16 protein-coding genes are annotated in these 19090 nt (G+C 70.6%); 8 read left to right on the forward strand and 8 right to left on the reverse strand.

What is annotated here, in order from left to right; all coding sequences use genetic code 11:
* Window positions 1–36 precede the first annotated feature (36 nt).
* From OV208_RS13215 to OV208_RS13225, 3 genes are all read left to right on the forward strand, one after another.
* Window positions 37–345 carry an aspartyl/asparaginyl beta-hydroxylase domain-containing protein gene (locus tag OV208_RS13215; RefSeq protein WP_267574185.1) on the forward strand — a complete coding sequence of 103 codons (309 nt, stop codon included), beginning with the start codon at window positions 37–39 and terminating at the stop codon, window positions 343–345.
* Between the two features lie 67 nt (window positions 346–412).
* Window positions 413–2965: a DUF5916 domain-containing protein gene (locus OV208_RS13220; protein ID WP_267574186.1), complete on the forward strand. Its 2553-nt coding sequence runs from the start codon at window positions 413–415 to the stop codon at window positions 2963–2965.
* Entirely contained in the window at window positions 2962–5373 is a 2412-nt protein-coding gene (locus tag OV208_RS13225) for a M28 family peptidase (protein ID WP_267574187.1), read from the forward strand. The genes OV208_RS13220 and OV208_RS13225 overlap by 4 nt, the downstream gene beginning before the upstream one ends.
* Before the next feature lie 11 nt (window positions 5374–5384).
* Here OV208_RS13225 and OV208_RS13230 read toward each other — a convergent pair whose 3' ends face one another.
* A complete protein-coding gene (locus OV208_RS13230) occupies window positions 5385–6272 on the reverse strand; it encodes an arginase family protein (protein ID WP_267574188.1) in 888 nt (295 codons plus the stop codon).
* Between the two features lie 120 nt (window positions 6273–6392).
* Entirely contained in the window at window positions 6393–7727 is a 1335-nt protein-coding gene (locus OV208_RS13235) for an MFS transporter (protein ID WP_267574189.1), read from the reverse strand.
* A gap of 195 nt (window positions 7728–7922) precedes the next feature.
* Here OV208_RS13235 and OV208_RS13240 point away from each other — a divergent pair, with 195 nt between their 5' ends.
* Window positions 7923–9977, forward strand: a complete 2055-nt coding sequence (locus tag OV208_RS13240) for a fused MFS/spermidine synthase (protein WP_267574190.1) — start codon at window positions 7923–7925, stop codon at window positions 9975–9977.
* Between the two features lie 69 nt (window positions 9978–10046).
* On the opposite strand, the gene OV208_RS13245 is transcribed toward OV208_RS13240, so the two are convergent.
* Entirely contained in the window at window positions 10047–11105 is a 1059-nt protein-coding gene (locus OV208_RS13245; protein ID WP_267574191.1) for an SDR family oxidoreductase, read from the reverse strand.
* Window positions 11106–11222: 117 nt separating this feature from the next.
* On the opposite strand from OV208_RS13245, the gene OV208_RS13250 reads away from it, so the two are divergent.
* A complete protein-coding gene (locus tag OV208_RS13250; RefSeq protein WP_267574192.1) occupies window positions 11223–12125 on the forward strand; it encodes a LysR substrate-binding domain-containing protein in 903 nt (300 codons plus the stop codon).
* Here the strand turns inward: OV208_RS13250 and OV208_RS13255 are convergent.
* Both OV208_RS13255 and OV208_RS13260 read right to left on the reverse strand, forming a co-directional pair.
* The gene (locus tag OV208_RS13255; RefSeq protein ID WP_267574193.1) at window positions 12098–13015 is read right to left on the reverse strand and encodes a hypothetical protein; all 918 of its coding nucleotides are present in this window, start codon (window positions 13013–13015) and stop codon (window positions 12098–12100) included. The genes OV208_RS13250 and OV208_RS13255 overlap by 28 nt on opposite strands.
* A 77-nt stretch (window positions 13016–13092) precedes the next feature.
* The gene (locus OV208_RS13260) at window positions 13093–13497 is read right to left on the reverse strand and encodes a hypothetical protein (RefSeq protein ID WP_267574194.1); all 405 of its coding nucleotides are present in this window, start codon (window positions 13495–13497) and stop codon (window positions 13093–13095) included.
* Between the two features lie 151 nt (window positions 13498–13648).
* Here OV208_RS13260 and OV208_RS13265 point away from each other — a divergent pair, with 151 nt between their 5' ends.
* Entirely contained in the window at window positions 13649–14467 is an 819-nt protein-coding gene (locus OV208_RS13265; RefSeq protein WP_267574195.1) for a helix-turn-helix domain-containing protein, read from the forward strand.
* Window positions 14468–14479: 12 nt separating this feature from the next.
* Here the strand turns inward: OV208_RS13265 and OV208_RS13270 are convergent, their stop codons facing one another.
* The 3 genes from OV208_RS13270 to OV208_RS13280 all read right to left on the reverse strand — a co-directional run bounded on the left by OV208_RS13270 (window position 14480) and on the right by OV208_RS13280 (window position 16796).
* A complete protein-coding gene (locus OV208_RS13270; protein WP_267574196.1) occupies window positions 14480–15043 on the reverse strand; it encodes an NADPH-dependent FMN reductase in 564 nt (187 codons plus the stop codon).
* A gap of 129 nt (window positions 15044–15172) precedes the next feature.
* Entirely contained in the window at window positions 15173–15802 is a 630-nt protein-coding gene (locus OV208_RS13275) for a TetR/AcrR family transcriptional regulator (RefSeq protein ID WP_267574197.1), read from the reverse strand.
* 49 nt (window positions 15803–15851) lie between these two features.
* Window positions 15852–16796: a quinone oxidoreductase family protein gene (locus tag OV208_RS13280; RefSeq protein ID WP_267574198.1), complete on the reverse strand. Its 945-nt coding sequence runs from the start codon at window positions 16794–16796 to the stop codon at window positions 15852–15854.
* A gap of 250 nt (window positions 16797–17046) precedes the next feature.
* Here OV208_RS13280 and OV208_RS13285 point away from each other — a divergent pair, with 250 nt between their 5' ends.
* The gene (locus OV208_RS13285) at window positions 17047–18048 is read left to right on the forward strand and encodes a uracil-DNA glycosylase (protein ID WP_267574199.1); all 1002 of its coding nucleotides are present in this window, start codon (window positions 17047–17049) and stop codon (window positions 18046–18048) included.
* Window positions 18049–18082: 34 nt separating this feature from the next.
* Window positions 18083–19090, forward strand: a complete 1008-nt coding sequence (locus OV208_RS13290) for an alpha/beta hydrolase (RefSeq protein WP_267574200.1) — start codon at window positions 18083–18085, stop codon at window positions 19088–19090.

Consider the following 19090-nt stretch of genomic DNA (forward strand, 5'->3'; position numbering starts at 1 on the left):
CCGTACCGGGACGCGACGCCGCGCCCCGCCTCGCCGGTGTTCGACGAAACCTTCGCCCGGCTCCAGGCGCAGGGCGTGCTCACGGCGAACGGAGAGGCCGCGCCCGCCGCGCTGGCGTCGGAGTCCGGCCGCGAGGAGCTGTACTACCTCAACACGCTCTTCTTCATCGAGCGCGCGTTCCCGGAGGTGCTCGCCAAGTCGCCGCGCGTGCGGCGGGAGTTCATCTCCTGGGAGGAGGGGCGCTGCTTCGTCTTCGACGACACCCAGTACCACGAGGTGTGGCAGCGCTCGGATCGCAACCGGGTCATCTTGAACGTCGACGTGGACCGCGAAACCTACGCCTGAGGACTCGTGCTGCGCGGTCCCCGGCCCGTGGGGACGGAGACCGCGCGCACGCTGGAAGGAAACCAACGTGAAGCGGGTGGTGAGGTTCGCAGGAGGGTGGCTGGCGGGGCTCTGGCTCGCGCTGGCGTTGCCGGCCCAGGCGGCGGAGGGCCCGCGTGTGCCCGCCGTCTTCCGGGCGGCGCGCACCCAGGTCGCCGTGGCGGTGGACGGGGTGCTGGACGAGCCCGCGTGGGCCGCGGCGCCGGTGTACTCGGGCTTCGTGCAGAGCTTCCCCACGCCGGGAGCCGAGCCCGGGGAGCGCACCGAGGTGCGCATCCTCCACGACGAGCGCAACCTCTACGTGGGCATCACCGCCTTTGATCGCCAGCCCGCACTCATCCGCCGGAGCCTGGGCCGGCGCGACGCCATCCCGCCCTCGGACATGGTGACGGTGATGGTGGACACCCTGAGGGACCGGGCCACCGCCTACCTATTCTCCATCAACGCCGGCGGCACGTTGGAGGACGCGCGGCTCACCGAGGACACCACGGAGGCGAAGGACTGGGACGCCGTCTGGGAGGGCGAGGCCACCGTCACGCAGGAGGGGTGGACCGCGGAGCTGCGCGTGCCCCTGTCCGTCCTGCGCTTCCCGGAGGCGCCGGTGCAGACGTGGGGCTTCCACGTCCGCCGGCAGATGGCCCGGACGCACGAGCAGGTGGACTCCACCGTCATCCCGCGTGAGGCCAACGCGCTCGTGTCGCGCTTCGCGGACTTCCAGGGGCTGGAAGGCGTGCACCACCAGCGCAGGCTGATGTTGACGCCCTACGTGGCCAGCCGGATCACCGCGAGCCGCACCGAGGTGCCGCTGGGTGGAGTGTCGTCGGTGGAGCCCTCCGCGGACGTGGGGTTGGACTTCCAGGCCGCGCTCGCCAGCGACCTGTCGCTCACGGGCACGTTCAACCCGGACTTCGGCCAGGTGGAGGCGGACGAGCTGTTGGTGAACCTGAGCACGTCGGAGGTGTTCTTCCCGGAGAAGCGCCCCTTCTTCCTGGAGGGGCTGGAGCTGTTCCAGCCGGTGGGCGCGCAGGCGGGGCGCTCCGCGCAGACGCTCTTCTATTCGCGGCGCGTGGGCCTGGATCAACCGCTTCTGGGCGCGGTGAAGCTGGTGGGCACCGTGAGTGACGGCGTGCAGGTGGGGCTCTTGAACGCCGTCTCCCTGGGCGCCCCGGCGTTGGGGACCACCCCGGCGCGGGGCTACCGCTTCCAGTGGGCACGTCCGCTGCACTTCGCCTCGCAGGCCACGTTGCCGCGCGTGGTGCCGCCGCCCATGAACTCGCTCGCGGGCGTGTTGCGCGCGGAGGTGGCTCAAGGCCAGCAGTTGGGCCTGATGGTGACGGCGGCGAGCCCGCTGTCCTCGAAGTGCCAGGGGACGCCGCTGCCGGATGAGCCACCGTGTGTTGTGCGCGGGGGACAGGCTGCGGCGGCGGACTTCCGGCTGCGCACGGCGGACGGGGTCTTCGCCGTGTCCGGACAGGTGGACGCGTCGCGGGTGACGGGCGGTGGACCCGAGGGGCTGCTCTTGCGCGACGGGACGCTGCTGCGTCCGGGGGACCTGGGCTTCGGGGCCTACCTGCGCGGCGGGAAGCTGGGCGGCGAGCCGTGGCGCACCACGCTGACGTACGAGTACGAGTCGCCCACGTTGGATCTGAACGCGTCCGGCTTCCAGCCGCTCCAGAACCAGCAGAAGGTGTCGGCCCACGTGCAGTACGGGCGCGGTTCGCGGTGGGGCATCTTCCCGGAGCTGTGGCTGGGCGTGCGTGCGCAAGGGGGCTGGTCCACGGATGCGAGGGGGTTGCCCCTGTCGCGCGGGCTGGACCTGACGTTGGAGGGCGTGCTGCCGGACTTCAGCACGCTGTTCTGTGACGCGGGCGTGGAGACGGATCGCCGCGACCTGCGGGAGATTCCGGGGCGGGGGTTGGCGTACGAGCTGCCGGATTTCGGCTACGTCACCTGCGGGCTGGAGACGGATCCGCTGCGGCCGCTGGCGCTGAAGCTGGAGGGCTACGTGGACCGCACCACCCGGAACGGCGCCTCGCCGGGCCGGGTGGGCAAGTCGATGAGCGCAGGCGTGTCGTGGCGTCCCATGCCCCGGCTCCAGACGGACGTGGACGTGTCGTACGAGGCCACGCAGGACGGCCCCCGGTGGACGGGGGAGACGGAGGATGGACGGCTGCTCTTCGCGGAGCTGGTGCCGCGCTTCCTCACGCTGACGCTCAAACAGCTCGTGGTCGTCACGCCCCGGCTCACCCTGCAGGCGCGGGTGCAACTGCTCACGGGCCTGGGCCCGTACGGCCCGTTCTACGCGGCGCGAATCCCCGAGGACGGGACGGTGCGGCTGCGCGACCTCCAGCCGGTGACGGACGTGGAGGACCCCAGCTTCCACACGGCGGCGCTCAACGTGAACGTGGTGGCGCGGTGGGAGTACCACGTGGGCTCCACGCTCTATTTCATCTACTCGCGAGCGCAGGAGGAGCCGCTTCTGGAAGGGGCGGACGCGGGCCGAAGGTCGCTCGGGCCGCAAGGGCTGGGGCTGGGACCGCGCTCGGACACGGTGCTGCTGAAGGCGAGCTACGCGTGGTGAGCGCTCGCCGGGGGGCCAGTGTCTTCGCTGTGCGTGCGGGCCGTGGGGCCGGCGTATTCGCCGTGCTGGTGACGGTGCTGGGAGCGGCGTGGGTGGCGCGCTGTCCGGTGGAGCCGCGCCCGGCGGGAGTCGCGCCCGAAGTGTTCTCGGAGGCGCGAGCGCTGCCGTTGGTGCGAGCGCTGGCGGAGGAGCCGCGCCCGTTGGGCTCACCCGCGGCGCAGCGTGCGGTGGCTCTGCTGGTGGAGCGGCTGCGTGCGCTGCCGGGCGTGGAGGTGGTGGTGCAGGACGCGGAGGCCTCCGTGGTGGACGAGGGCAGTCTCATCCTCTTCCGCACGGTGAACGTGCTGGCGCGGCTGCCCGGAGAGAGCGCGGACGCGGTGCTGGTGTCCGCGCACTACGACAGTCCAGAGGAGAGTCCGGGCGCGGGAGACAACGCCCTGGCCGTGGCCGCGGCGGTGGAGGTGTTGCGGGCGCTGAGCGCGGGACCGCGTCCGCGCCACACGGTGCTGCTCAACCTCAACGGCGGCGAGGAGGACGGCCGCCTGGGCGCGGCGGGCTTCCTGCGCCATCCGTGGGCGCGGGACGTGAAGGCGTTCATCAACCTGGAGGGCGTGGGCGTCGGCGGCCGGCTGGTCCTCTTCCGCGCGAGCCCCGGCGCCCAGGGGTTGCTGGAGGCGTACGCGGACGCGGTGCCATCCCCGAGCGCATCCGTGCTGGGCCAGGACGTGATGGCGAGTGGCGCGGCGCCCTTCTACACGGACTTCGAGCAGTACGTGGGAGGCGGCATTCCGGGGCTCGACCTGGCGCTGGTGGAGGGCGGCTACGCGTACCACACGTCGTTGGATCGGCCGGAGGCCGTGCCGCCGGGGACGCTCCAGCATGTCGGCGACACGGTGCTGGCGTTGGTGCGCCGGCTCGCAGCGGGACCCCTGCCGCCCCAGGCGTCCGGAGCGGGGACCGTGACCTTCTTCGATGTGCTCGGGGTGGGGACGGTCGTGTATCCGCCCCGGATAGCGGTGGGACTGGCGGTGGGCGCGGCGCTCCTGTTCCTGGGGGCGTGCGAGGCCTCCCGGCGTCGCGGCCTGCTGTCCATGAGAGGGCTCGGGCGGGGCTTCGTCTGGATGGGGGTGGGCGGGGTGTTGGGGGCGCTGCTGCCGCTCGCGGGCGCGGTGCTGGTGGGGTTCGTGCTGGGGCGCCCGCAGGGCTGGTACGGCACGCCAGCCCTGGGGCTCGTCACGTACGGGGCGCTCGCGGTCGCGGGGGTGTTCGCGGGCGAAGCGGCATGGGCGGCGTTCGCGGCCAGGCGCGGGGCGGCAGCGGACTCGCGCCACTTCGAGCGCTGGGGGGGAGCGCTCGCCTGGGGTATCTGCTTCACGGTGCTGGGAACGGCGGCCGGCGTGGGCGTGACGTACCCGCTGCTGGTCTGGGCGCTGGGAGGGGCGGGTGCGCTCCTGGTGGCGGCCCGGAGGCCCCGGTGGAGCGGGGTCGCGCTCGCGCTGGGCTTTCTTCCGGGGCTGTGCCTGATGGCGCAGGCGGCGTCGCGGTTGCTCTTGCTGGCCCTCCCGTTGACGGGCCACCTGCTGGTGCCGTTCCCCCTGGATGGGGCCATCGCGCTCCTGGTGGCGCTGCCCCTGCTGGCGGGAGCGTGGCTGGTGCCCGCGGCGCTGCCGTGGGCGGAAGGTGGTCGCCTCGCGGGGCTGTCAGTGGGGGGGCTCGCGCTGGGCGGGTGGGTGGCGCTGGCGCTCGTGGCGCCTCACGACGCGGAGCATCCGCGAAGGCTGCACGCGGTGGAGCGGACCAATGCGTCCGGAAGCGTCCTCATCCTCCAGAGCATGGATGGGCTGGCGCTCGGCACGCTCGTTCCGGGGCTCACGGAAGCCCAGTCCGAGCAGGCCCAGACGGAGCGCTCCCTCCCGTGGAACGCCGTCGTGCCCCAGGTGTCCGGACAGGAGCCAGGGGCCACCGGATCGGCGCACCCCGTCCCGGCCTCCGCGTCCCCCGAACCCACCGGACAGCCCGCGCTGACGGAGCTCACGGCGCCACGCCTCACCGTGGAGCGCGTGGAACACCACGGGGCGGAGCGACAGGTGTCCCTGCTCCTCACCGCGCAGGAGGGCGCATCCCTGCGCCTGGAGGTCCCGCGTGAGGTGCTGGTCTCCTGGTCCCTGAGCCCGGAGTTGCCCGCCCTCCCAGCGGACGCCGTCGCCTTCACGGCCCTGGCGTTGAATCCCCCGCGAGGGGAGTGGCGCGTGGAGCTGCGCCTGCGCTCAACCCCGGCCTTGCCCGTGCGGCTTCGCGCCTCGCGCGAGGGCGCGGTGACACCGACGCTGGACGCCCTGCGCCGCTCGCTCGGGCCCCTCCGCACGGGCTCCTTCTTTGCGTCCCACACCGTGGAGGCGCGGCCATGAAGCCCCCGCGCTCAGCCTGGCGAGGGGAGGGCCGCGAACTCCTTCACCAACCGCGCGGTGACGAGCGCGGTGAGCCGTGCCGGATCCAGCTCGGGGATGAACTCGCTGACGTCCAGCCCGACCAGCTCGTAGCGACGGGCCAGCCCGCGCAGGAGCACCAGCAGCTCGCGGAACGTGGGGCCGCCAGGGTAGGGCGCCTCCACGGCGGGAACTTCGTGGGGCGCGAGCCCGTCCAGGTCCACGGACACGAACACGCGCCGCACGCCGCCGAGCTGCGCGGCCATCGATTCGAGCACCGCCGGCAGGCCCCGCTCCACCACCTCCACGGCGTGGATGACGCCCGGCTTCCAGGCGCGCAGTCCCTCGCGCTCGCGCGCGTTCACCTGCCGGATGCCGAACAGGCTGGTCCGCTCCGGCCGGACATGGGGCAGCTTCCAGGCGTGGTGGAGGATGGAGTCGAAGGCCAGCGCATCGCTCTGGGCGCAGTCCGGATGGGCGTCCACGTAGACGACGCCGCAGTCCTCGAACACGTCGTTCACCGCGGCCAGGGCGGCGTACTTGATGTGGTGGTCCCCGCCCACGCCAATGGCGCGCTGTCCCCGAAGGAACAGCGAGGCGAAGCGGTCGCGCACGACGGACAACTGCGCGGCCACCGCGAGCCCCTCCACGGGAAGATTCCCCGCGTCGAACAGGCCGTCCCCGTCCTCCAGCGACTCCGTGAGGGACGGGGATTCGTTGTCCGCCTCGCGCATGAAGTCGGCGGTGAAGAGCGTCCGGGGCGCGTCGGACCGTCCCCGTACGCTCTCGGAGAAGCCGGCCCCCTGCGTGTTGGCGCCGAACAGCACGGCGCGCGCCCGGTGCTCGTCGGGACACAGGGCATGGCGAAGGCGCGGGCTCACGGGCGCGCCTCCGCTCCGGACAGGGACACGGCGAAGGGGGACGGGAAGGGGTTCATGCAGGCTCCAGTGCGGACAGGGCGGACCCCGGGGCCCGTGAAGGGCCCGGTGGGCGCGGATGGCTCAGACGGGGCTGACCGCGCGGGGGGAAGGGGAGGGGTCGGTGGACTCCAACTCGCGGGCGGGCCGGAACAGGGACAGCACGATGGCGGCGAGCACGGCCAGCAGGCCCATCAGCACCAGCATCAGCGCGATGCCACGGCCCGGGCCCGCACCCAGCAGCCCGCCGAACACGGGCTCCAGCGCGCCGCCCGCGAGCATGGCGGGCTCGAAGACGTGGTCCGCCAGCGGCCCTCCGATGAGGTACGCCACCGGGGTGGAGAACCACGCCAGCGCCATCCGCGCGGAGAAGACGCGGCCCTGGAGGTCGGCGGGCACCAGCGACAGCCACAGCGCCTGGCTGCAACTCGCGATGGGGGCGTTGAAGAACATCAGCAGGAAGGCCGCCGCCGCGATGAGCGGAAGCGATGGCTGGAGCCCCGCGAGTGTCAGGCTCACCCCGTAGAGGAGCCCCGCGCCCACGATGCCGGTGAGCCGCCGCTTCGGACCTCCCCAGAGGGTCATCACCGCGCTGCCCACCAGCAGGCCCACGCCGCTGCAGGCGAGCACCTGGCCCAGCAGCGTCGGGGTGAACGCCTTGAGCACCAGCGGCGTCACCAGGATCTCCGCCAGCCCCAGCGTGAGGTTCACGATGGAGAAGAAGGCCAGCAGGCCCAGCAGCCCGGGCCGCTGGAAGATGTAGCGCATTCCGAACGTGAGGTTGGAGCCCAGGCTCTCCCGCGCCTGCTGCTCGCCCTGGGCGCTGCGCGTCGGCCGGGGCACGCGCACGAGCAGGTTCGTCACCACCGCGATCCCGAACCCCGCAAGGTCCAGGGTCATCACCGTGCCCAGGCCATGGTGCAGCAGCAGCAATCCCGCCAGGGGTGGGGCGAGCGTGCGGCCCGCCGCCTGCGCAAGCTGCACCATCCCGCTGGCCCGTCCCAGGTGGCGCTCGGGAACGAGCACCGTGGAGGCCGCCATGAACGCCGGCTCCTGGAAGGACTCCGCCACGGCCGTCAGGCACACGCCCAGGTACACGTGCCACAGCCGCAGGTTCCCGCCGGAGTACAGCACCAGCAGGCTCAGCGTGCTCAGCGCCGCCAGCGTGTCGCTGGCCAGCATCACCCGCTTGCGATCCCACCGGTCCACCACCACGCCCGCCACCGGCGACAGCAGCACGATGGGCGCCACCGCGCACAGGGTCATCGTCGCGAACTGGGTGACGGACCCGGTCTGCTCATACACCCAGATGCCCAGCGCGAAGGATGTCAGACCCGAGCCCAGGATGGACACGAGCTGGCCCAACCACAACACCCCGAACGTCGTCAGGCCCGGGCGCGATGTCTGCGTACTTGTCATGGAGATGGGTTGCTCACGTTGTTTCGCGACTTCAATGGGGTTGGGAGTCTGCCATGGATGTTCTGCCTTTTGTGGGTGCACCGCATGATGGACTGAATGTCTGACACGTTTGTTTGAGTCACCGCGAGTCCGTGGTCGCGGACAGCGAATGCATTGGTTCCTGGCTGTTTTTCCTCTCTGCCCTGGATGTTGGACATGTCTACTTCCGCTGAGTCACCGCCGGTTTCACGTCTGTTCTCGGTCTATCTGCATGGGCTCGCGTTCCTGGGGGGCTTCAATGTCATGCTGCTGGAGATGTGTGCCTTCCGGGTGCTCCAGACCACGTTCGGCTCATCCATCTATGTGACGGGTGTCCTGCTCGCGCTGGTGATGATCGCGCTGTCGGGGGGCTATTACCTGGGGGGACGGTTCTCCCAACGCAATGCTTCGCTGGAATTCCTGCTCGGGGTCATCTCCCTGGCCGTGGTGTATGTCTGGGTGACGGGCGGGCTGCTGTCCGAACCGCTGCTGGATTTCAGCTTCGGCCTGCGCAAGGTCTTCTCCAGCGGACTCGCTGGGCACCTGGTGCCGCCGGCTGTGGCCACGCTGATCTTCTACATGGCGCCCATGCTGGCGTTGAGCCACGTCTCGCCGTTCCTCATCCGGCTGCTGGCCACGAACGCGCGCGGGGTGGGGGCCACGGCGGGCAACCTGATGGCGGTGTCCAACGTGGGCAGCATCGTGGGCACGACCCTGCCTTCCTTCGTGCTCATCCCGCTCCTGGGCGTGCCCACGACGCTGGGCATCTTCATCGGGTCGCTGGGGCTGGTGGTGGTGACGGGCCTGGTGCTGGTGCGCAAGCGCGCGCCCGTGGCCGCGCTCGCGGGGGTGGTGGTGATCGCGGCGGCGGTGGCCACGCCCGTGGCGCACGACGCCTGGGCCGCGCGGGCCTCCGCGGCGTCGGCGCGCCCGGTCTTCGAATCGGAGTCGCTCTACGGGAACGTGAAGATCTTCCGCACCCAGGACGACGACGGGGACGAGAAGCTGGAGTTCATGCCGTCGCGCGACTACGTGCACTCCACCGTCTACCCGGGCCGGCCGCTGAAGGATCAGTTCACCACGGCGTACGCGAACGTGGGCCTCTCCCGAGGGGCCGGGCGCTACCTCATCCTGGGGACCGCGCTGGGCGGGGTGGTGTCCGCCATCCTGGAGGCGAACCCCCAGGCGAAAATCACGGCGGTGGAGATCGACCCGTTGGTGATGGACCTGGCGCAGCGCTACCTGCCGGCGATGCGCAGCCCCAACGTGCGCCGGGTGGTGGAGGACGCGCGGCTCTTCCTGCGGGAGGACACCCAGGAGTACGACTACATCGTCGTGGACATCTTCTCCGGGGAGCAGATCCCCGCCCACTGTGTCAGCCAGGAGTTCTTCTCCCTGGCGCTGGCGCGGCTGGCGCCGGACGGGGTGCTCCAGATGAACACCAACCTGTGGGACTTCCACATCACCACGGGGTTGGAGCAGCCGGAGCCCTTCGTGCCGGTGCGGCACATCCACTCGGCGCTGCTGCGCGCGGGCTTCGCGTCGCTCTTCCAGAGTGACTTCTTCGAGCACGGCCACGTCTACGCGTTCCGTCAGGCGACGCCGGAGGCGGAGGTGCGTCGGGCGCTGGCCCGGGGCGCGTTGGATCCCGCGGTGGAGCCGAACCTGCGGGCCTCGTACGGGATGACGGCGCTGGCGCTGGTGCCCATCCCGGACGCGGAGCGGGAGCTGCGGCCCTTCACGGACAACTGGCTGCCGGAGCACCTGCTCCACCTCAAGGACAACTTCGACCAGTACCTCCGGGCGCTGGCCCGGGCGCGCCAGTTGCCGGAGTGGAAGTCCCAGGTGGAGGCGGCCGGGGACGGGCAGCTGCGGTTCATCAGCGCGCGCCACTACGCGGACGTGGGCGCGTCCGGTGCCCCCTCCTATGACGGCTATCGCGCGTACATGAAGGGCGACGGCGGCACGGCCTACTGCCAGGAGGTCCTGGCCTGGGCCCGGCAGGCGCCGTCGAACACGCTGTTCCTGGACCTGTCGCGCTACCTGCACACGCGGGTCATCCACGCCTGTGAGCGTTCGCTCGAATCACAGGCGACGGCGCTGCCCGCTGCGGGGACCTCCGAAGGAGCCTTCCGCCGCTACGTGAGCGCCGCGCTCCTGGTGGATGACAACCAGGGCGCGAAGGCGGTGCCGCTGCTGGAGGAGATCCTCAAGGCCCAGGTCGTGCTCTGAGCGCCGGTGCCTGCACGCATGGGCCTCGTGGGACCTCCGCCACGGCGCTCCCGTGCCGCGGAGGGCCGCTCAGGGAATGACCTTGCGGCGGCGCAGGTCGGCGAAGAGCTCGCGGAACATCACCTCCGACTCGATGTGTTCCTGGAACCCGAACCTGCGCGCCTTGGACGTGTCCGCGAGGAAGTCGAACGTCGTGGAGAACACCCCGTGGGCATGGCGCCACGGCGACACATCCGCGTACGAATTTCGCGCGAGCCCGTGCTTCGCCACCATCGCGTCCCAGAGCGGGCCCTTGTCCGACATCACGTCGACGAGCGACAGGGGCAGGGGAGGGGCCACCTCCATCTCGAACATGCGAGCGATCTTCGGCCACAGCTCGCTCCACCGGAACTGGTCCCCATTGTTGATATTGAAAGCCTGGTTGGCCGCCTTCGGGTCCGTCGCCGCCCACAGCATCGCGTGCCCCAGCAGTCGCGCGTCGGTGACGTCCAGGAGGATGTCGTACGCGGCCGGAGGCCCGGGGAAGCGCAGGGGGAGGCCCAGCTCCTTCGACATGGAGGCGTAGACGGCGATGGCCAGCCCCGCGTTCATCGGCGTGCCCATCGCGTAGCCGACCACGACGGACGGGCGGAGGGCCGACCACGTCCACGCCTTGCCCTGCTGACGCCGCTCCAGGAAGTCCTGCTGCTCCACGTTGAACTCGGGAGGCATGTGGTGCGCATCCGTCTCCCGGGCCGGCGTCTTGAACGGGCCCAGGTGCGCGCCGTAGACCTTGTAGCCCTGCATCAGGTTGATGTGCTGGAGGCCCTTCGCTACGGGCTCCACCGCATCCACCACGTTGACGAGCATGGCGAGGTTGGGCGCCACCAACTCCACGGGCGTCGGCCGGTCCTGATAGGCGGCGTAGAAGATGTGCGTCACGTGGGACAGCTCGCCCAGCTTCCGGTGGCTGTCCGCCTTGTCGAGCAGATCCACCGAGATGAAGCGCACGTGCTCCCGCGCTTCACCTCCACGGCGGGACAGGCCGATGACCTCCCAGCCTCCGAGCTTCTCCAGATGGTCGATGAGGCTGAGCCCCGCGATGCCCTGCGCCCCGACGACCAGGGCCACGTTCTTGCGTGCTTGCATGATGTCCTCCATGCGGCCCGCTGTGGGAACACTGCCGTGGCCGCAAGAGGTCTAGTATTCGTGGGCGGTGGCACCGGATAGAGCACCCGCGAGCACAGCACTTGTGAGTTCAATTCCATGGCGCGTCTGGACATCAACCGCTCCGGAGAGATGGAAGTCTTCGTCCGGGTCGTCGAACAGGAGGGGTTCTCCGCCGCGGCGCGCACGCTGCGGATGACGCCGTCGGCGGTCAGCAAGCTCGTCGCCCGGTTGGAAGCCCGCCTGGGGGCCCGCCTCCTCCACCGCAACACCCGGGGCTTCCAGCTCACCTCGGAGGGCTGTGTCTTCTACGAGCGCAGCGTGCAGGTGCTCGCGGAGCTGGAGGAGGCCGAGCGCGGCGTCGCCACCAACGAGGCGCCGTCGGGCCGCGTGCGCATCAACACCAACGTCCCCTATGGCACGCACTTCCTCTTGCCCCGGGTGCCCGCGTTCCTCGCCCGCAATCCGGGTATCACCCTGGACATCGCGCTCACGGATCAGGTGGTGGACCTGCTGGAGGAGCGCGCGGACGTGGCCATCCGCGCGGGCCCGCTCAAGTCCTCCAACCTCATCGCGCGCAGGCTGGGGGAGTCGCGCAAGATGATCGTCGCCTCGCCCGACTACCTGAAGCGCATGTGTGCGCCGAAGACGGTCGCGGAGCTGGAGCGCCACAACCGCATGGGCGCCAGCCACATGCCCACCCTGGAACACTGGCCGGTGGTGGAGCGTGGCGCCGTCGTGAACGTGCCCTGCGCCGGCACCGTGCAGGCCAGCGACGGTGAGGCGCTGCGGCAACTGGCGCTCGTGGGGGCGGGCCTCGCGCGCATCGCGGCGTTCCAGGTGCGCGAGGACGTGGCGGCCGGAAGGCTCGTCGCGGTGCTGGAGGAGCGCAACCCCGGGGACACCGTCGTGTTCCACGCGGTGTTCCTCGATCCCGCGAGGCACCTGCCGGCGCGCATCCGGGCGTTCCTGGACTACTTCGGCGAGGTGGGCATGGGCTGACGCGGGGACACGGCGGCCATCGGTCCCGCCGTGGGCATGAGGCCGTGGACGAACGTGTATTGCTCCACGTGCACGGACTCGTGGAAGTCAGGTTCGCCGCCCTGGCCGTTCCAATCCACGCGGTCCATGCGGATGACGCGCGACGAGTACGGCAGCAGCGTCGTGGGGTCCATCACCAGCTCCAGCTCCACCCGCGCGTAGGTTCCGGGCGTCCTGTCCGACTGTCCGACAGGTTCCCGCACGACCTGCAGGCGGGCGCACCTCGGCTCCGGTTCGGCGTCGGAGCAGGGCACCCCCACGTCCAGCCGCTGTCGCTCCTCCGAGGGCACTTCCTTGCGCTCCTTGCGGCCGGTGCCCACCTGCATCGTCGAAGAAAGGACCTCCTGCTTCCCCGGCTTGTAGCGCGACCCGTGCCAGCTCCCCACCCACTGGTTCCACGTGTTCCGGATGGCCTGCTCCAGCCCGACGGCCATGCCCCGGGTCATCTGGGCCTTCTTCCGGGCACTGAGGGGCAGTGCGTCCAGGAAGGCCAGTGCCGGGGTGTCCTCCAGCGGATCAATCCCCTGGAAGTCGCCCTGCGCGTCGATGATCCCGGTGGCCAGGGGCTCGACGAAGATGGGGACCTTGGACTCGAGGATCTCCACGTCATGGAACGACAGCCGTCGCTGGCCCGCGTCGTCCACCGGGCCCAGGGTCATCGTGAACCGGCGCTCCGCTGTCGTCCGGTCGCTCCAGTCCGTCCGCACATCCACCGTGTGGTCCACCTGCATCGTGGCCGGCTCCGGCCAGGCGTAGTGCAGCGTCACGAGGTCCTTCCCCCGGGTGGCGCACCCGGAGGCTCCAGCGGACAGGACGGCGACGATGAGCCACGAGCGGAGGAAGGAGGCCATGTCCCCTCACGATAACAACGCCCGGGGGCCCGCGCGGCACGACGTGAAGCGCCGCCGCGAGGACCCGACACCCGCGCTCAGGCCAGGGCCGCGGTGCCGCGCCGCAGGCCCGCGTACTCCAGCACAGCGAAGAGCGCGACCGCCGCCGCCTGCGCCGCGACGAACAGCACCCCCAGCCCCGTGGGGGTCGTGGGGCCGTGGGTCATCAGGAGCACGCTGTCCACCACCCACAACGCGTTCACGGCGACCACGAACCATACCGGCCACGAGGGCAGGGTGGCCCGTGACGCCAGATACCCGAGCAGCAGGGCGAACGGAATCAACCCCAGTCCCGCCGTGCGCAGGAGCGCCGGCTCCAATCCCAGCAGGGGCCCCAGGGGGCCCGAGGCCGCCGCCATCAACAGGCCCATGGCCCCACTGGCGACGCTGTCCAGCAGCAGCGCGCGACGCAACAGACTTCCCGACACGTTCTTGAGGCTCATGGCACACCCGTTCCCTTGAAGGAGGTTGGAGGCGACGGCATGGGCGCGAAGGGCCGTCCGTCGTTGTTGGCCAAGATGCGAGCCGGCCCGCGCGCTGTCGATTACCTCCGAGGGAATGGAAGCGATGACGTGCGCCCCCTATCTTCGGCCCATGACGAGCCTTCAGCAGAGCCGCCCCGTCGGAGAGCTGCTGCGCGGCTGGCGACAGCGGCGGGGCCTGAGCCAGATGGATCTCGCGTTGCGCGCGGAGGTCTCCACCCGTCACGTGAGCTTCCTGGAAACCGGCCGCTCCCAGCCCAGCCGGGACATGTTGCTGCACCTGGCGGAGGAACTGGACGTGCCCCTGCGCGACCGCAACGGACTGCTGGTGGCCGCGGGCTTCGCGCCCGTCTACGCCGAGCGCCCCCTGGACGACCCCGCGCTGCGGGCCACGCGCGAGGCCGTGGAATTGGTGCTCGCGGGGCATGAGCCGTATCCGGCGCTCGCGGTGGACCGGCACTGGACGCTCGTCACCGCGAACCGCGCGGTGGCCGTGCTGCTGTCGGACCTGCCCCCGGAAGTGCTCCAGCCGCCCGTCAACGTCCTGCGGTTGAGCCTGCATCCGTCCGGGCTCGCGCCGCGCATCGAGAACCTGCGCCAGTGGCGAGACCACGTCCTCACGCGGCTGCACCGGCAGGTGGATGTCACGGCGGACGCAACGCTCGCGGCGCTGCTGGAGGAGCTCAAGGGCTATCCGGTGCCGGAGGCGGCCGGGGAGGCGAAGGAGCGCGACTTCGCGGGCGTGGTGGTGCCCCTGCGCGTGCGCTCGTCGCTGGGGCGGCTGTCGCTCTTCAGCACCACCACCGTGTTCGGCACGCCCGTGGACATCACGCTGGCGGAGCTGGCCATCGAGTCGTTCTTCCCGGCCGACCCGGAGACGGCGGAGGTGCTGCGGCGGGCCGCCACGGAGCGGTCCCGCCAGGACACGTGAGGCCGCCGGGCGCTACTTCTTCGCGCGCACGGTCTGGAGCGCCGTGCCCCAGGAGACGACCTGATCCAGCAGGGTGCCCACGCTCTTCGCCTTGCTGGGGTCCGGCTTGAAGACGGTGTACTTCTCGAAGTCGGTGGCCAGGAACAGCTGCACCTGGGCGCGCACGGTGGCCAACTGGAGCTCCGCGGCGATGAGGCGCAGTTGCTCCACCGCGCGCACGCCGCCCGCGCTGCCATAGCCCACGAAGCCGGCGGCCTTGTTGTTCCACTCGCCATAGACGAAATCGAGCGCGTTCTTCAGCGCGCCGGACGTGCCGTGGTTGTACTCGGGCGTGACGAAGACATACGCGTCGTACGCGGCCACCTTCGCGGCCCACGCCAGGGTGTGGGGCTGGGTGTACTTGCCCATCGACGGTGGGGTCGGCTCGTCCAGCAGGGGCAGGTTGAAATCCTGGATGTCGACGATGTCGTACTCCGCGTCACCGCGCTGCTTCGCGATGCCGTGGACCCAGCTGGCGACGGTGTCCGCCTTGCGACCCGGCCGCGTGCTACCAACGACGATGGCCACCTTGATCATGTGAGCGCTGCTCCTGGAATGGGGCGGGAGACTGCCGCCCGACCTTTTCCCGCACGTCCACCCGGAGGCAAAGGTGGTTTGCCTGGGGGGTGTCCTGATTCGACCAGAGCCGCTGCTTCCGCCTGGAAATCAGCGGAGGCCATGCCCGTCGGACGCAGCCAGCCCGTGCTGGACGAGCTCCGCTAGCTGCGAACCCGCGGCCTCCAGATCGAACTGGTGATCCTCCAGCCACAGTCCCATCGCGCCGCAAAGGGTCGTGGCGAGCAGCAGGCTTGTCATCCGGGCGTCCACACCCGCTCGGATCTGCCCCAGCTCCATGCCTTGTCGGATCCACTTCTCCAGGGCACGAACGGTTTGCTGTCGCAGTGCCGCGAGGTCATGACCGCGCCCCGGTCGGGTCCCGGGTTCGGACAAGACGATCCGCAAGGCGCAGAGGCGCGAGTAGTCCGACGTGGGCCGTTCGAAGAAGGACCCGAGCATCTTCAGGAGGGCGGGCAGTCCTTCCTCCGTCTCAAAGGCATCCATCGCCGCGCGGAACTCAGCCGCGACGTATTGCATCAGCTCGTGCAGGAACTCCGCCTTGGACCCGAAGTGATGCGCTGGCAACCCCCGGCTGTAACCGGCGGCCTGTCCGACCTGCGCGAGCGTGAGGGCCTCGGGTCCCCGCTCCGCGACGAGCCGGGCCCCCGCCGCCAGCATCCGGCGAGCGGCTTCGTCGCGTCTCTCTTCCTGCGTCCTGCGCGTCCGCCGAACCGTCATGTCCGTCCTGGAGTTCCCTTGGGGGGCTTCGAAGCCCGCCTCCGGTGTTTCATGCGAGCAGGATGATCTTGCCAAGCACCTGGCCATCCTCCAGCACCTCCTGTGCCCGTGCTGCTTCCTCCAGGCGGAAGGTCCTCCCGACGATGGGGACCAGCTTCCGGGTGACCGCCAGCCCGAACAGCGCTTGTCCCGCCTCGGCCAGTTCCGCCGGTCCCATTGAATCAAGACTCAGGAAGGAGAGAGTGGGTGATTTCGCGAAGTTCGCGAGGAGGCCCGTCCCAAAGTCGGGAGTGGGAAAGCCCGCCGCGACGCCGTTGAGGACGTAGCGGCCGTTGGGGCGCAGCTCCTGGAAGAAGGTCGCCAGCTCCGGGCCGGCCACCGGGTCGATGATGATGTCGAACCCACCGGGAACGTCTGTGTCGGCCTGACGGACGATGACGTTCTCAACGCCCAGGTCCGCCACGCGCTGGGCCCGCGCCGCCGAGGTGAGGGCCGTCACCCGCGCACCTTCGAGCACCGCCAGTTGGACGACGCTCAACCCGATGCCACCTCCCGCGCCTCGAACCAGGAGCCGCTCCCCGGGCCGGAGCCCCGCGCGCAGCAGGGAGAACTTCGCCACGAGCCCATTGACGCCCAGGGCGACAGCCTCCACGGACGACAGCCCCGGGGGGATCGGAATGAGCTGGCCCGGATCCACCGTGACCCTTTGCGCATAACCTCCTGTGCGGACGAGCGCGAAGACGTGCTTGCCAATCCACTCGCGCGCGACGCCCGGGCCCGTGCCGATGATCCGGCCAGCAACCTCGGCGCCCGGGACGAAGCCCGGCCGGTCGAAGCCTGGAAACTGGCCGCGCCGCTGGAAGACGTCCACCAGTCCGACGCCCGAGGCCTCCACCGCGACGACGACCTCGCCGGCCCTGGCGACCGGGTCCGCGACCTCTCCGAGGACCAGCCCCTCGGGCCCCCCGAGCTTCTCCACCGTGACGGCCTTCATCCGACCTCCAGGAACGTGCTGAACCCCCAATCCATAAAAATTGCTTGTCGAGATAGCAAGTAAGTTTGCCCGCCCGTGGAGCGGACCGCGCGCATGTCCTGATCCGCGCGAGGGGTGGATCTTACTGGGAGGGGGACTCGGCGCTTCCGCCCGGAAGGTGGCGGAGGGCCCGACCCTGGGCTAAGCGAACAGGCAACTTCTCCGGCTGCTCCCTTGCACCGGCGCACCCCCTCCGATACCGATCCCGATCGTGAACGACGACACGCCTGATTCCACGCAGGAGCTGGCCGACGTGCTCCAGGACGTGCGCCGCCACCTCCTCTGGCAGGAGGAGAACGGCGGTCGCGCGCTCCTCGTCGACGCGAAGGTCGCCGCCGAACTCCAGCAGCAGCGCGCCGCCGCTTCGTCGGTGCGCTCGATGATCGCTCGTACCCGGCCCCCCGAGCCGGCCGCAGCCCCCCCGCCCGCGCGGCCCCCGGTGGAGTCCCCTTCACGGGATGCGCTGCATTCCGCGATGAAGCAGCCCCTGGGCCCGCCCCGTCCGCCGGTCGCCGCGCCCCCGCCCGTGGTGGCTCCTGCGCCTCGTGCCATGGCCGCGGCAACGCCGGCCCCGGGGATGCTCGTGGACGTGCCCCGGGCGACGCCCCGCTACAACGGCGCGCTGCCGGGTGTGGTGGAGGGTGAGCGGCCCACGTTGGATCAGGTCCGCCGCGAGCTGGGCGACTGCCGGCGTTGCAAGCTGTGCACGGGCCGCAAGAACATCGTGTTCGGCTCCGGCAACCCGCGCGCGGACCTGGTGTTCGTGGGTGAAGGCCCTGGTGAGAACGAGGACCTCCAGGGCGTGCCCTTCGTGGGCGCCGCGGGAGACCTGCTCACGAAGATGATCGCCGCGATGGGCTTCACCCGGAACGACGTCTACATCTGCAACGTCGTGAAGTGCCGCCCGCCGGGCAACCGCAACCCGGAGCCGGACGAGATCGCCGCGTGCGAACCGTTCCTGCGCTCGCAGTTGCTGGCGATCCAGCCCAAGGCCATCGTCGCGCTGGGCAAGTTCGCGGCGCAGACGCTCTTGCGCGACACGACCGCCATCACCCGCATGCGCGGCGCGTGGCGCGAATACGAGGGCATCCCGCTCATGCCCACCTTCCACCCCGCGTACCTGCTGCGCAACAACGCGGAGAAGCGCAATGCGTGGGCGGATCTTCAACAGGTGATGAAGCTGTTCGCCAAGCCACCGGGCTCCAGCGCGTGATGCGCGCGGAGCACCGCGAAAAAGGGGTGCAGGGATGAAGGGAGTGCTCGAGACGCGCGAAGTGCAGTCGCCCGCGCTGGAGAACAATCCACTGGGGGATCCGGCCCGACGCCGGCTCACCGTGTACCTGCCGCCGGGCTACGCCGAGGGCACGCAGCGCTACCCGGTCGTCTATTTCCTGCACGCGTTCAGTTCGAGCGGAGGCTCCTGGACGAACGTGTCCGGCTTCGCCCCGTCCGTGCCGGACCGCCTGGACGCCCTCATCGAACAGGGCACCCTCCCGCCCGTCATCGCCGTCTTCCCGGATGCCTGGACGAAGCTGGGCGGCAGCCAGTGGGTGAACAGCGACGCCATCGGCCGCTACCGCGACTACCTGGCCAAGGACATCGTCGGGTTCGTGGACAAGACCTGGCGCACGTTGCCCAAGGCCGCGTCGCGCGCGGTGGTGGGCCACAGCTCCGGCGGCTACGGCGCGCTGGTGATGGGCCGCTACCACCCGGAGCTGTTCTCCCTGGTGGGCGCGCACGCGCCGGATTCGTACTTCGAATATTGCTACATGCCCGACCTGCCCAAGGCGGCCACCGCGCTGCTCAAGTCAGGCGGCGTCGAAGCGTGGGCCACGGAGATGCGGCTGCGCGCCCGCGAAACCAAGATGCGCGGGGACGACTTCCCGGTCATCAACATCCTGGCCATGGCGGCGGCGTACTCGCCGAAGAAGGGCGAGCCGCTCAATCTGGAGCTGCCCTTCGATCAGCAGAACGCGAAGCTGCGGCTGGACGTGTGGAACCGGTGGCTGGTGCATGACCCCGTGCGCTTCGTGCCCAAGTTCCTGGACTCCTTCCGCAAGCTCAAGGGCGTGTTCCTGGACTGCGGCACGCGCGACGAATTCAACCTGCGCTGGGGCACGCGCATGGTGGCTGACGATCTGAAGGCCGCGGGCGTTGACGTGACGCACGAGGAGTTCGAGGACGGGCACTCGGGCGTGTCGTACCGCTTCGAGCGTTCGCTGGCGGTGCTGGTGCCGCGCCTGACGCAGGACTGA

The sequence above is a fragment of the Corallococcus sp. bb12-1 genome (genome assembly GCF_026626765.1).
In the GTDB taxonomy this organism is placed as follows: domain Bacteria; phylum Myxococcota; class Myxococcia; order Myxococcales; family Myxococcaceae; genus Corallococcus; species Corallococcus terminator.